This is a genomic window from Pseudomonas sp. HOU2 (genome assembly GCF_040729435.1).
Classification (GTDB): Bacteria; Pseudomonadota; Gammaproteobacteria; order Pseudomonadales; family Pseudomonadaceae; genus Aquipseudomonas.
The window spans coordinates 4,135,001-4,148,734 of record NZ_CP160398.1; the positions used below are offsets into that span (position 1 = coordinate 4,135,001).

At 60.2% G+C, this 13,734-nt stretch carries 7 protein-coding genes and 2 rRNA genes (1 of these 9 running past the window's edge); 8 read left to right on the forward strand and 1 reads right to left on the reverse strand.

All coding sequences use genetic code 11. The annotated features are described in order from the left end of the window. The 8 genes from ABV589_RS18645 to ABV589_RS18680 all read left to right on the forward strand — a co-directional run. Positions 1–543 (forward strand): 23S ribosomal RNA (locus tag ABV589_RS18645) (it extends 2,349 nt beyond the left edge of the window). A 153-nt stretch (positions 544–696) separates the two neighbouring features. Then, positions 697–812 (forward strand): 5S ribosomal RNA (gene rrf, locus ABV589_RS18650). A gap of 154 nt (positions 813–966) precedes the next feature. Then, positions 967–4,419, forward strand: a complete 3,453-nt coding sequence (recC, locus tag ABV589_RS18655) for an exodeoxyribonuclease V subunit gamma (protein WP_367086218.1) — start codon at positions 967–969, stop codon at positions 4,417–4,419. Then, positions 4,416–8,105, forward strand: a complete 3,690-nt coding sequence (gene recB, locus ABV589_RS18660; RefSeq protein ID WP_367082972.1) for an exodeoxyribonuclease V subunit beta — start codon at positions 4,416–4,418, stop codon at positions 8,103–8,105. The genes recC and recB overlap by 4 nt, the downstream gene beginning before the upstream one ends. Next, a complete protein-coding gene (recD, locus tag ABV589_RS18665) occupies positions 8,102–10,210 on the forward strand; it encodes an exodeoxyribonuclease V subunit alpha (RefSeq protein WP_367082973.1) in 2,109 nt (702 codons plus the stop codon). Before recB ends, recD begins: the two co-directional genes overlap by 4 nt. Positions 10,211–10,329: 119 nt before the next feature. Beyond that, entirely contained in the window at positions 10,330–10,905 is a 576-nt protein-coding gene (locus tag ABV589_RS18670; RefSeq protein ID WP_367082974.1) for a YfiR family protein, read from the forward strand. Beyond that, positions 10,902–12,170: a diguanylate cyclase gene (locus ABV589_RS18675; RefSeq protein WP_367082975.1), complete on the forward strand. Its 1,269-nt coding sequence runs from the start codon at positions 10,902–10,904 to the stop codon at positions 12,168–12,170. Before ABV589_RS18670 ends, ABV589_RS18675 begins: the two co-directional genes overlap by 4 nt. 43 nt (positions 12,171–12,213) lie before the next feature. Next, entirely contained in the window at positions 12,214–12,669 is a 456-nt protein-coding gene (locus ABV589_RS18680) for an OmpA family protein (protein ID WP_177325724.1), read from the forward strand. Here ABV589_RS18680 and ABV589_RS18685 read toward each other — a convergent pair. Further along, complete coding sequence (locus tag ABV589_RS18685; protein ID WP_007962101.1) at positions 12,666–13,613, reverse strand: LysR family transcriptional regulator; 948 nt, start codon at positions 13,611–13,613, stop codon at positions 12,666–12,668. The genes ABV589_RS18680 and ABV589_RS18685 overlap by 4 nt on opposite strands. Positions 13,614–13,734: the final 121 nt, after the last annotated feature.

A 13,734-nucleotide genomic window follows, 5' to 3' on the forward strand; every position in this document is an offset into this window, starting at 1 on the left:
GTCGAGCAGGTACGAAAGTAGGTCTTAGTGATCCGGTGGTTCTGTATGGAAGGGCCATCGCTCAACGGATAAAAGGTACTCCGGGGATAACAGGCTGATACCGCCCAAGAGTTCATATCGACGGCGGTGTTTGGCACCTCGATGTCGGCTCATCACATCCTGGGGCTGAAGCCGGTCCCAAGGGTATGGCTGTTCGCCATTTAAAGTGGTACGCGAGCTGGGTTTAGAACGTCGTGAGACAGTTCGGTCCCTATCTGCCGTGGACGTTTGAGATTTGAGAGGGGCTGCTCCTAGTACGAGAGGACCGGAGTGGACGAACCTCTGGTGTTCCGGTTGTCACGCCAGTGGCATTGCCGGGTAGCTATGTTCGGGAAAGATAACCGCTGAAAGCATCTAAGCGGGAAACTTGCCTCAAGATGAGATCTCACTGGAACCTTGAGTTCCCTGAAGGGCCGTCGAAGACTACGACGTTGATAGGTTGGGTGTGTAAGCGCTGTGAGGCGTTGAGCTAACCAATACTAATTGCCCGTGAGGCTTGACCATATAACACCCAAGCAATCTGCATGCTCGAAAGAGACCAGATTGCGGTGTGTGAAGACGCAATGAACCGAAAGTTCGCGCTGCTCACAAACACCTGTATCACATACCCGATTTGCTGAAGCGAGGCCAGCCGGTCACGAGTCAGTACCCGAATTTCTTGACGACCATAGAGCGTTGGAACCACCTGATCCCATCCCGAACTCAGAAGTGAAACGATGCATCGCCGATGGTAGTGTGGGGTTTCCCCATGTGAGAGTAGGTCATCGTCAAGATTAAATTCCGAAACCCCAATTGCGAAAGCAGTTGGGGTTTTGTTTTGCCCGCAGGAAAGTTCCTACGACATGCAGGTGCCCCTTCCGGCTGTCACAGCCCGCCGACAGTGCTAAGGTTCTGCCCTGGCTTTTGTACTTTTCCAAGGAAGCTTTTATGCCGGACGCCTCGTCCCTCAATGCTGCATTCATGGTGGTCCAGAGCAATAGCCTGGACGAGCTGCGCAGCCTGGTGGTCAGCATTATGCGGCGCTATCCATTGGCGCCCTTGGAGAATGAAATCGCTCTCGTGCAGAGCAACGGTATTGCCCAATGGCTCAAGTTGGCATTGGCTGAGGATCCCCAGGACGATGATCTCGGTGGTTGCGGAATTGCTGCAGCCATCGACGTGCAATTACCCGGCAGCTTTATGTGGCAGCTCTACCGCATGGTCCTGGGCCGAGATGAAATCCCTGCCAAATCCCTGCTCGACAAGGCACCCTTGACCTGGCGATTGATGCGTCTGTTACCTCAGTTGATCGACCGTCCGCATTTCGAGCCGCTCCAGCGCTTCCTCACCCACGACACCGACTTGCGCAAGCGCTATCAATTGTCTGAACGCCTGGCGGATCTTTTCGACCAATATCAGGTGTATCGCGCGGATTGGCTTGAAGACTGGGCGCAAGGTTTCCACCAATTACGTAATGTCAGGGGCGAAATCAAACCCCTGCCGCCGACCAGTTGCTGGCAGGCCGAACTGTGGCGTGCGCTATTGCAGGATGTTGGCGAACAAGGCATGGCCCAGAGTCGTGCGGGTGTCCATCAGCGGTTTATCGAGAGAATAAACACCCTCGAAGTCGCCCCCGCAGGCCTGCCCTCGCGGGTGATCGTTTTTGGTATTTCTTCTCTGCCGGCTCAAGTGCTTGAGGCTCTGGCCGGACTTGCACGTTTCAGTCAGGTCCTACTTTGTGTGCACAACCCCTGCCGTCACCATTGGGCCGATATCGTTGCCGACAAAGATCTGCTGCGCCATCAGTACAAGCGCCAGAGCCGCAAGACCGGCATGCCGTTCGTACTTGATCCTGACACCTTGCATCAACATGCCCACCCGCTGCTCGCCGCGTGGGGCAAACAAGGTCGCGACTACATCAGCCTGCTCGACAGCTATGATGATCCAAATAGTTATCGCGCGGCATTTCGTGACGGGCGCATCGACCTGTTCAGCGAAACGCGGCCGCAGAACCTGCTCAATCAGCTCCAGGACGACATCCTGGAGTTGCGACCACTTGATGAAACGCGCGAGCATTGGCCCGCTGTCGATCTGATGCAGGATGAGTCGATCCGCTTTCACATCGCCCACAGCGCGCAGCGTGAGGTCGAGATTCTTCATGATCAGTTGTTGGCCCGCTTCAGCGCCAACCCTCAACTGCGTCCCCGCGATGTGATCGTCATGGTGCCGGACATCGACAGCTATGCCCCGCACATCCGCGCGGTGTTTGGCCAGCTCGAGCGACACGATCCGCGCTTCATCCCGTTTACTCTGGCCGATCAGGGGCAGCGCGGCCGCGATCCCTTGCTGATTGCCGTCGAGCACCTGCTCAAGTTGCCGGACAGTCGTTTTCCGGTCAGTGAAATCCTCGATTTGCTCGACGTTCCCGCATTGCGTGCCCGATTCGGTGTTGAGGAACGTGATTTGCCGACCCTGCATCGCTGGATTGAAGGCGCTGGTGTGCGCTGGGGCATGAATGCCGAGCAACGGGCCGGTCTCGGACTGCCATGTGAACTCGAACAAAACAGCTGGCATTTTGGCTTGCGCCGGATGTTGCTCGGTTACGCTGTCGGCAGTTCCAATGCCTGTGCGGGTATCGAGCCCTATGATGAAATCGGTGGGTTGGATGCCGCGCTGATCGGGCCTCTGGTCGCGTTGCTCGATGCGCTGGAACTGGCGCATCAGGAACTCACGCAACCGGCACAACCCCATGAGTGGGGCCTACGTCTCCAGGCGCTGATGCAATTGTTCTTCAAGGCCTGCAATGAACATGACGACTTCTTGCTGACCCAGTTGGAGGAGCTTCGCGAGACATGGCTGGAAACCTGCGAATCGGTAGGCCTGACAGATGAACTGCCGCTGACAGTGGTGCGTGAGGCCTGGCTTGCCGGTCTGGATCAGGGCCGCCTGTCCCAGCGCTTTCTCGCCGGTGCCGTGAATTTCTGCACTTTGATGCCGATGCGTGCGATTCCTTTCAAACTCGTCTGTTTGCTGGGAATGAATGATGGTGACTATCCACGCGCGCAGCCGCCCCTGGATTTCGACCTGATGGGCAGCGATTACCGTCCGGGAGATCGTTCCCGACGGGAGGACGACCGTTATCTATTGCTGGAAGCGTTGCTGTCTGCGCGCAATCAGCTCTATATCAGTTGGGTCGGCCGCAGTATTCGCGACAACAGCGAGCGCCCGGCGTCGGTGCTGATCGGGCAACTGCGAGACCATCTCGCCGGTGGCTGGCGATTGGCCGACGAGAGCAGGAATCTGCTGGATGCGTTAACCGAGGAGCACCCGTTGCAACCGTTCAGCGCGCGTTACTTCCATGAGGGCAATCAGCTATTCAGCTATGCCAGAGAATGGCAGGTCTTGCATCAACCCGTTCAGAGCCAAACTGCGGAGCAGTTGCTCGATCCCTATGTCCAGGAAGAACCTCTGACTCTGGTCCTGCTGCAGGACTTCCTGCGCAACCCGGTTCGCCACTTTTTCACCCAGCGACTCAAGGTGTATTTCGAGGCCGCCGAAGCACCACTGGCGGACGAGGAGCCTTTCGTACTCGATGCATTGCAGCGCTACACCCTCAGTGACAGCCTGCTCGACGCGGCACTCCGGCAACCGGACAATGTCGATCAGGCGCTCGAGGCGCATGCCCGTCGCCTGCAAAACAGTGGTCTGCTGCCCATGGCCGGTTTCGGTGAGTGCCTGCAGCGTGAGTTGATCGAACCGCTGCCGAATTTGCTTCAGCGCTTTCAGCAACTGCTCACTTTATGGCCAACACCGCTGACCAGCGCAGTTCCGATCAGTCTCCGATTGCACGGACTGCGCCTTGAAGGTTGGCTCGCCAGCCTGCATCAGCGTGCCGATGGTGGATTGCTATCAGTCACGACCATTCCCAACAGCATCGGCTCGATCAAGAGTCGAAAATGGCACCGGTTGATCAAACCGTGGGTCAATCATCTTGTTGCCTGTGCCAGCGGACTATCGATGACCACTGCGTTGGTAGCCAGTGATGACACGCTGTTGCTCGAGCCCATGGAGCAGGATCGGGCGCTACGTTTCCTCGGTGATCTGCTGCTTGCCTGGCAGGCCGGAATGCGTCAGCCGTTGCCGATCGCAGTAAAAACCGCATTTGCCTGGTTGTCCCAATCCGATCCGCTCAAGGCGCAAGCTGCGGCCCGCAAAGCCTATGAAGGTGATGGCCAGACCAGCGAAGGCGAGCGTCGTGAGAGCCCGGCGCTGTCCAGGCAATTCGCCGACTTTGATTCGCTACTCAGCGATGAGACATTTTCAGGGTGGTGCGACGCCTTGTATCGCCCTCTATTCGAAGCACCCTGGCGCTCACTCGCAAGCGAAGGGGGGCGCTCATGAGTTCGAAGATCCCGCTGGCACTGGCTTTCCCGCTGCACGGCAGCCAATTGATCGAAGCCAGTGCCGGTACCGGCAAAACCTTCACCATTTCCGCTCTGTATCTGCGGCTGATCCTCGGCCATGGCGGCGACCTGAATGGCTTCGGTCGTGAGTTGTTGCCTCCGCAAATCCTCGTGGTGACCTTTACCGATGCGGCAACCAAGGAGCTGCGCGAGCGGATTCGTACTCGATTGGCCGAGGCTGCCCGATTTTTCCGTGATGAGATACCGGCGCCTGATGCCCTGATTGCTGATCTGCGCGAGCAATATGCGCCGCAACAATGGTCCGGTTGCGCCAATCGGCTGGATATCGCCGCGCAATGGATGGACGAGGCCGCCGTTTCCACCATTCACAGTTGGTGTCAGCGCATGTTGCGTGAACACGCCTTTGATAGCGGCAGCCTGTTTACTCAATCCCTCGAGACCGATCACAGCGATTTGCTTGGCGAGGTGCTGCGCGACTACTGGCGTCTGTTCTGCTACCCGATGCAGGGCGATGTCCTCAATTGGGTGCGCAACAACTGGGGCGGACCCGCGGCGCTGCTGCCTCGAGTGCGTGGCCTGTTTGCCAGCGAGCGCGACAGCGACGAAGGCAAGCCCCCGGCAGAGCTGATCGACGAGTGTCTGCAGGAGCGTCGTGCTGCCTTGCTTGAACTGAAGATGCCCTGGCGCCAATGGGCCGATGAGCTGCTCGTCATTTGTCATGAAGGCGTTGCGAACAAGGCCGTCGACGGTCGCAAGATGCAGGCGCGTTACTTTGAGCCCTGGTTTGAAAAGCTCAAGGCCTGGGCTGAGGACGAATCGCTGGAGCAACTGGACATCGGCACCGGCTTCACCCGGCTGACGCCCGACGGCATGGCGGAAGCCTGGAAAGGCCAGGCACCGAGCCACCCGGGACTCGATGCAATGGCAGGGCTCAAGTCGAGTCTCGATGCATTGCCGACCCCTGATGCTGCAGTTCTGCAACACGCGGCCAAATGGGTAGGCGCGCGTTTTGAAGAAGAGAAACGTCGTCGCGCCGAGATGGGGTTCGATGACATGTTGCTGCGTCTTGACGCGGCACTGCAGTCCGATGGCGCGGAGCGCCTTGCCACACTGATCCGCGAGCAGTTTCCAGTCGCGCTGATCGACGAGTTTCAGGACACCGATCCGGTGCAGTACCGGATCTTCGAAAGTATCTATCGCATCGAAGACAACAGCCCGGACACTGGTCTGTTTCTGATCGGCGATCCCAAACAGGCGATCTACGCGTTCCGTGGCGCCGATATCTACACTTATCTGCGTGCACGTGAGGCTACCGCCGGCCGACTGCATACGCTGGGTACCAACTTCCGCTCCAGCCACGGCATGGTGAAAGCGGTTAACCATGTGTTTGAACGCGCCGAGTCCCGAGAGCTGGGGCGCGGCGCGTTTCTGTTTCGGCAGAAAACCGGCAAGAACCCGGTACCGTTTCAACCCGTCGAGTCTCAGGGTCGCAAAGAATGGCTACAGATTGCCGGACAGGACGTTGCGGCGCTGAACGTCTGGCACCTGCCTACCGACCAGCCGCTGTCGGGTGCCGTCTATCGCCAGCAACTGGCGGCGGCCTGTGCCAGTCAAATCACCGCGTTGCTCAATGGCGGGCAAGCCGGCAGTGCTGGATTTGTGCAGAGTGGCAAGGAATTCAGAGGCCTGCGTCCTTCGGACATTGCGATTCTGGTTCGCGATGGCAAGGAGGCGCAGGCCGTTCGTGGCGAACTGGCTGCGCGTGGCGTGCGCAGCGTCTACCTTTCGGACAAGGACTCGGTTTTCGCCGCCCAGGAAGCCCATGACTTGCTGTCGTGGCTCAAGGCCTGCGCGGAGCCGGACGTCGAGCGCTCGCTGAAAGCCGCGCTGGCCTGCATCACTCTCAACCTGCCACTGGTCGAGCTGGAACGCCTGAACCAGGACGAGTTGGTCTGGGAAACCCGCGTCATGCAGTTCCGCGGTTATCGCGAATTGTGGCGCAAGCAAGGTGTGCTGCCGATGCTGCGTCGCCTGCTGCACGACTTCCAGTTGCCGCAGATCCTCATGGCACGCAGCGACGGCGAACGCGTGCTGACCAACCTGCTGCACTTGTCGGAATTGCTGCAGCAGGCTGCTGCTGAGCTCGACGGCGAGCAGGCGTTGATCCGGCATCTGGCCGAACACCTGGCATTGTCCGGTCAGGCGGGGGAAGAGCAGATTCTGCGTCTGGAAAGCGACGAACAACTGGTCAAGGTCGTGACCATCCACAAGTCGAAAGGCCTTGAGTATCCCCTGGTGTTCCTGCCGTTCATCTGCTCGGCAAAACCAGTGGACGGTAGCCGCTTGCCACTCAATTACCACGACGCGTCGGGCAAGGCGCAGGTAAGCCTGAAACCGACTGCTGAGTTGATTGCCTTGGCCGATGATGAGCGTCTCGCCGAAGACCTGCGTCTGCTCTACGTGGCATTGACCCGCGCGCAGCATGCCTGCTGGCTGGGCGTGACCGATCTCAAGCGCGGTAATAACAACAGTTCAGTGCTGCATCTTTCTGCCCTTGGATACCTGCTGGGTGGTGGCGAGATGCTGGGCGAGTCCACCGGATTGAATCACTGGCTGCAGGACCTGCAACAGGATTGCCCGGCCATCGCCATCGCTGACATGCCTCAACCCACGGACGAGCATTATCAGCCACCGCGCACTGCAGCGACGCTCAGCGCGACGCTGTTGCCCAAGCGCAAGGCCAGTGAAAACTGGTGGATTGCTTCCTACAGTGCCTTGCGCATCAGTGATGTATTGAGTGTCGGCAGTGATGAAGCGCCGGACAGTCCGCAAGCGCAAAAACTGTTTGATGATGAGCGCCTTGATCCCGAGGCACCGAGAGAAATCATCGCTGGTGGCGCCGATATACATCGCTTCCCACGCGGGCCCAATCCAGGGACATTCCTCCACGGTTTGCTGGAATGGGCGGGTGACGAAGGTTTCGCCGTTCCGCGCGATGCGCTGGAGGACGCGATTGCCCGGCGCTGCAACCTGCGTGGCTGGAAAGGCTGGATCACCACATTGAGTGATTGGCTGGAGCATCTGCTGAAGACACCGTTGCCGGCAGGTACCGGGCGATCACCAGTGGTACTGGAGCAATTGACACAGTACCGGGTCGAGATGGAGTTCTGGTTCGCCAGCCATCAGGTCGACGTGCTCAAACTCGATGAGCTGGTGCGCCAGCACACCCATGGTGGCGTGGCGCGGGTGGCGGCCGAGCCGGTGCAGCTCAACGGGATGTTCAAGGGATTCATCGACCTGACCTTTGAACACGATGGCCGCTACTACGTGGCCGACTACAAATCCAACTGGTTGGGTGCTGACGACATGGCTTATACCGAGCAGGCCATGGAACGCTCGATTCTCGACAGCCGCTATGACCTTCAATACGTGCTGTATCTTTTGGCACTGCATCGTCAGCTCAAGGCGCGGCTGCCTGATTACGATTACGACCGGCATGTGGGGGGCGCGCTGTATCTGTTCCTGCGCGGCACACGGTCGGACAGTCGCGGCGTGTATTTTGCCCGTCCGCCACGAGAGCTCATCGAAAGCCTGGACCGCTTGTTCCAGGGCAAGCCTGCACCCAAAACCGAGCCTGCATGGGAACAGGGAGTCCTGTTATGAACCGTACCTTCGCCGATCTGCTGCCGACACCGTTGGCCGACGACAGTCTGTCGACCTTGTCACCGCTGACCCGCGCCGACGATCTGCTAATGTTGCTGACCCGCTGGGTCGAACGGGGCTGGCTGCGTTCACTGGACAAGGCGTTTGTCGCGTTCCTTCATGAGTTGTCACCCGAGGCTGATCCGCTGGTGCTGCTTGCCGCCGCGTTGACCAGCCATCAGCTCGGTCACGGGCATGTGTGTCTGGATTTGTTCGAAACCCTCAAGGCCCCGGATTTCGCCTTGTCGCTCCCTCCCGAAGGGGATGTGCAAGGGGGTGTTCTGCTACTGCCGTCGCAATTGCTCGAAGCCCTCGACGGCGCTCATTGGTGCAAGGTGCTGGCGGGCAGTCCGCTGGTCGCGCTGGCGGCTGACACAAGTGCAGTGGCGCAGGAACGCCCCTTGGTGTTGTCCGGAAAGCGCCTGTATCTGCGCCGCTACTGGGCTTATGAACGACGGATCGACAGCGCCTTGCGTCTGCGTCTGGCGCAGAGCGAAATGCCGCCGGCGGACTTGCCGCAGCGCTTGAATGAGCTGTTCGGGGCGAGAAAACCAGGTGCAGTGATCGACTGGCAGAAACTCGCTTGCGCCCTGGCCACGCGCGGCGCATTCAGTATCGTCACCGGCGGCCCGGGCACCGGCAAGACCACCACGGTGGTGCGTCTGTTGGCGCTGCTCCAGGCGCCCGCCGTGGAGGCCGGGCAGCCGCTGCGGATTCGTCTGGCGGCGCCCACCGGCAAAGCGGCTGCACGCTTGACCGAGTCCATCAGTCAGCAAGTGCAGTCGCTGAAAGTCGCCGACGCCGTGCGCGAGAAAATCCCCTGCGACGTGACCACCGTACACCGTCTGCTCGGCAGTCGGCCCGGTACCCGTCACTTCCGCCACCATGCGGGCAACCGCTTGCCGCTGGACGTGCTGGTGGTCGACGAAGCGTCGATGATCGACCTGGAAATGATGGCCAATCTGCTCGATGCCTTGCCGCCCCATGCGCGTCTGGTGCTGCTCGGGGACAAGGACCAACTCGCCTCTGTGGAGGCCGGTGCGGTGCTCGGCGATCTGTGTCGCGATGCCGAGGCTGGCTGGTATAACCCGCAAACCCGGCAATGGCTGGAGTCAGTCAGTGGCGAATCGCTGCAGGACAGCGGTTTGCACGAAGACAACGACGGCGCGCATCCACTGGCCCAGCAACTGGTGATGTTGCGCCACTCCCGACGATTCGGCGAGGGCAGCGGCATCGGGCAACTCGCGCGGCGAGTCAATCATCAGTTGCCCGAGGAAGCGCGGCAACTACTGAGCGCTGGTCATTACGCCGACGTGTTTTCGCTGCCGCTCAATGGCGAACACAACCACAAGTTCGAACGTCTGGTGCTCGATGGCCATGGCGACGGGCCGCAGGGCTATCGCCATTACCTGAGCGTGTTGCGAAATCAACGACCACCACAAGGCCGACCGCTGGAACACCCGGACTGGATTCACTGGGCGCGTGAAGTGCTGCAGGCATTCGATACGTTCCAGTTGCTGTGCGCGGTGCGCAGAGGCCCTTGGGGTGTAGAAGGCTTGAACCAGCGCATCACCGACGCCTTGCTCAAGGCGCGGCTGATCGACAGTGACCAGCAATGGTACGAAGGCCGGCCGGTATTGATGACCCGCAACGACTATGGCCTGGGCCTGATGAACGGTGACATCGGCATTGCGCTCAAGCTGCCGGAGCGTGAAGGCCCCGACGCGGGCAAACCGATATTGCGCGTGGCCTTTCCGCGTAACGATGGCCAGGGCGGTGTGCGCTTCGTGCTGCCGAGTCGGCTCAACGACGTGGAAACGGTGTACGCCATGACCGTGCACAAATCCCAGGGTTCGGAGTTCGCGCACACTGCGCTGATCCTGCCGGATGCCTTGAATCCGGTGCTTACCAAAGAGTTGATCTACACCGGGATCACTCGCGCGAAAAACTGGTTCACCCTGATCGAACCTCGCGCAGGCGTGTTCGAAGAGGCCGTGCAGCGCAAGGTCAAGCGACTCAGCGGACTGATGCTGGAACTGGAGGAGGGTGGCGAGGCTCGGGGATGAAAGATCTGGCGATTGGCGGCGGTTACTGACCAGCCGGTCAGGAGGCACTGTTTCGCGGGTGTTACTCCGCTGTGCTATCGTTGCGGCATCATTTCGGTACGATGCAAGAGAATCCCTGCATGAAGGTGGCAGTCTGGGCGACAGAGCGCGTGGTTCGCTGCAAGCACGTATTGCTTGTCGGTCTGCTCTGTTTGCTGACAGGCATTGCCATGGCACAGCCACAAACGCCCACGGGCATGGCCGAACAGCGCGCCCAGGCAGTGACGCAAGTCGTGCTGGGCATCCTCAGCTACGCACGCTGGCCGGTCGAGCCTGCGCAGTTGCGCCTGTGTATCGTCGGCCCCACCGAGTACACCGACGATCTGGTCAAAGGCACCACGCAAGCCACTGGTCGTCCGGTCACTGTACGCCGACTGCTGGCCGACAATCCGGCCATCGTCAGCGAGTGTGATGCGGTGTACATCGGCAAACTCACCGCAGATGAACGCAGTCGGCTCTTCTCTTCATTGATCGGCCATCCGGTGCTGAGCATCAGCGAAGGTGGCGATCAGTGCACGGTCGGCAGCCTGTTCTGCCTGCGCGTCAGCGATGAGCAGGTGTCCTTCGAGGTCAATCTCGACTCCGTTGCCCGTAGCGGTGTACGCATTCACCCGAGCGTGCTGCAGTTGTCGCGCCGCAAACCGGCGGCACCATGAAACTGTTCGGCTCCAGAACCCGCCCGACACTGGGCTCGGTCATCGGTCGTGGACATTTGATTGTCGCGCTGGTGGCCGTGACGATGGCCAGTGTGTCGCTGACCCTGTTGGGGGTTCTCGCGCTGCGGGTCTACGCCGATCACAACCTGCACCTGATTGCGCGCTCGATCAGCTACACCGTGGAAGCGGCGGTAGTGTTCAACGACAAGGCTGCCGCGACGGAAGCGCTGGCGTTGATCGCCTCCACCGAAGAAGTGGCGGACGCCCAGGTTTTCGATGCGCAGGGCCAACTGCTGGCGCGTTGGCAGCGGCCCGAAAACGGCCTGTTTTCCGAGCTGGAAATGCAGGCTGCCCGTACCATTCTGGAAAAACCCATCAGCCTGCCGATCGTGCATCAGGATCGTGAGATAGGGCGCATTCTGCTGGTCGGCCACGGCGGTAGCCTCATGCGCTTTTTGCTCAGCGGTCTGGCCGGGATCATCCTGTGTACCGCCATCAGTGCCTGGGTCGCGCTCTATCTCGCGCGTCGACAGTTACGCGGTATTACCGGACCACTGCGTAGCCTCGCAACGGTGGCCCACGCTGCCCGCAGCGAGCGAGCGCTGGATCGACGCGTGCCGCCGGCGCAGATCGCCGAACTGGATAACCTCGGCAACGACTTCAATGCCCTGCTCGACGAACTCGAGTCCTGGCAAACCCACCTGCAAAGCGAGAACGAAACCCTCGCCCACCAGGCCAGCCACGACAGCCTGACCGGCTTGCCGAACCGGGCCTTTTTCGAAGGCCGGTTGATCCGTGCACTGCGCAATGCCGGCAAGCTCAATGAGCGGGTAGCAGTGCTGTTTCTCGACAGTGATCGCTTCAAAGGCATCAATGACAACTTCGGTCATGCCGCCGGCGATGCAGTTCTGGTGGCGGTCGCCAACCGGGTGCGTGCGCAACTGCGTGAGGAGGATCTGGTGGCGCGCCTGGGCGGTGATGAATTCGCCGTGCTGCTCGCGCCGTTGCACAAGGTCGAAGACGCCGAGCGCATTGCCGACAAGATTCTCGCCAGCATGGACGTGCCCATCGCGCTGCCGGGGGATACCAGTGTGGTGACGTCGCTCAGTATCGGCATCGCGGTTTTCCCCGATCATGGTGCCACGCCAGGCGCCTTGCTCAATGCGGCCGACGCGGCGATGTATCAGGCCAAGCGCCTGTCGCGTGGCGCTCAATTCACGGCCGGGTCGGAGAGCCCGGTCGTCAATCTTCAAACCAGGAGCTGATTCCGTGTTCACATTTCCCGCTCGACTGTTTTCCGCCTTGCTGATGATCGCCGTACTGGCGCTGACCGGGTGCCAGACCGCACCGCAGAAAGGCCTGACCCCGGCGCAGATCGCCGTCCTCAAGCAACAAGGATTCGAGGCGACCGACGAGGGCTGGGAGTTTGGCCTGTCCGGCAAAGTGCTGTTTGGCAGCGATATCGAAAGTCTGAACAACCAGAGCACGGAAATCGTCGAACGCATCGGCAAGGCGCTGCACGGCGTCGGTATCGAGCGGGTGCGGGTTGACGGTCATACCGACGCGTCGGGCAAAGAGACCTATAACCAGCAACTGTCGCTGCGTCGGGCCAAAAGTGTGGCCAAAGTGCTGACCACCGTCGGTATGAAAGAAGAGAACATCCAGTTGCGCGGCCTGGGCAGCAGCGAGCCTGTGGCGTCCAATGACACTGCCGCCGGACGCACCGAGAATCGCCGGGTGTCGATTGTGGTCAGCGCCGATTAATCGGCAAACCGCATCTCGCGGGTCTGCCCCATCAGAAGGCCCTGATTGCGCTCGGTCACTTCGCGGATGTAATCCCACAACAAAGTTATCCGCTTCAATTTCCTCAGATCCTCCCGGCAGTACATCCAGAACTGCCGGGTGATGTCGATTTCCTCGGGCAGCACCGGCAGCAGGCGCGGATCCTGCGCGGCGAGGAAGCACGGCAGAATTGCCAGTGAACGCCCTTGCTGCGCCGCGACGAACTGCGCGATGACGCTGGTGCTGCGCAGGTTTGCGCTGGCGCCGGGCAGCACATTTGCCAGGTACAGCAGCTCCGAGCTGAACGCCAGGTCATCCACGTAACTGATGAATTGATGCTTGCCCAAATCCGCAGGGCGGCGGATCGGTGGGTGCTGGTCGAGGTAGTCCTGGGTCGCGTACAGCTGCAAGCGGTAGTCGCAGAGTTTGCAGCACACGTACGGGCCGTGCTCCGGGCGCTCCAGGGCAATGACGATGTCGGCTTCGCGTTTGGACAGGCTGATGAAGTGCGGCAGCGGCAGGATGTCCACCGAGATCGCCGGGTAGGCGTCGACGAAATGGCTCAGCTGCGGGGTGATGAAAAAGCTGCCGAAACCTTCGGTGCAACCCATGCGCACGTGCCCGGACAGTGCCACACCAGAGCCCGAAACCTGCTCGCAAGCCATGTGCAACGTGCTTTCAATCGACTCGGCATATCCCAGCAGACGCTGGCCTTCAGTGGTCAGGACAAAACCGCTGGTGCGTGATTTTTCGAACAGCAATGTGCCCAACGCCGCTTCCAGCGAACTGATGCGCCGCGACACGGTGGTGTAGTCGACGGCGAGCCGTTTGGCTGCGGTGCTGGCCTTGCGGGTGCGGGCGACTTCGAGGAAAAACTTCAGGTCGTCCCAGTTCAGCGACCCGAGGGAGGTGATGTTTTTTTGCATGATGGACGGGCTTATATGTGCGTTCTTATTAGAAGTTTGCACATCTATACTCCAAAAACAGTCCGACAACCAATTCGTGACACACGCCTCATCTCAAGGCGAACCTCTTCGCCTTGGCTCC

Excerpts from the sequence above, each read along its gene's own strand:
- recC (WP_367086218.1), top strand. The coding sequence starts at position 967 with ATGCCGGACGCCTCGTCCCTCAATGCTGCATTCATGGTGGTCCAGAGC.
- recB (WP_367082972.1), top strand. The coding sequence starts at position 4,416 with ATGAGTTCGAAGATCCCGCTGGCACTGGCTTTCCCGCTGCACGGCAGC.
- recD (WP_367082973.1), top strand. The coding sequence starts at position 8,102 with ATGAACCGTACCTTCGCCGATCTGCTGCCGACACCGTTGGCCGACGAC.
- ABV589_RS18670 (WP_367082974.1), top strand. The coding sequence starts at position 10,330 with ATGAAGGTGGCAGTCTGGGCGACAGAGCGCGTGGTTCGCTGCAAGCAC.
- ABV589_RS18675 (WP_367082975.1), top strand. The coding sequence starts at position 10,902 with ATGAAACTGTTCGGCTCCAGAACCCGCCCGACACTGGGCTCGGTCATC.
- ABV589_RS18680 (WP_177325724.1), top strand. The coding sequence starts at position 12,214 with ATGATCGCCGTACTGGCGCTGACCGGGTGCCAGACCGCACCGCAGAAA.
- ABV589_RS18685 (WP_007962101.1), bottom strand. The coding sequence starts at position 13,613 with ATGCAAAAAAACATCACCTCCCTCGGGTCGCTGAACTGGGACGACCTG.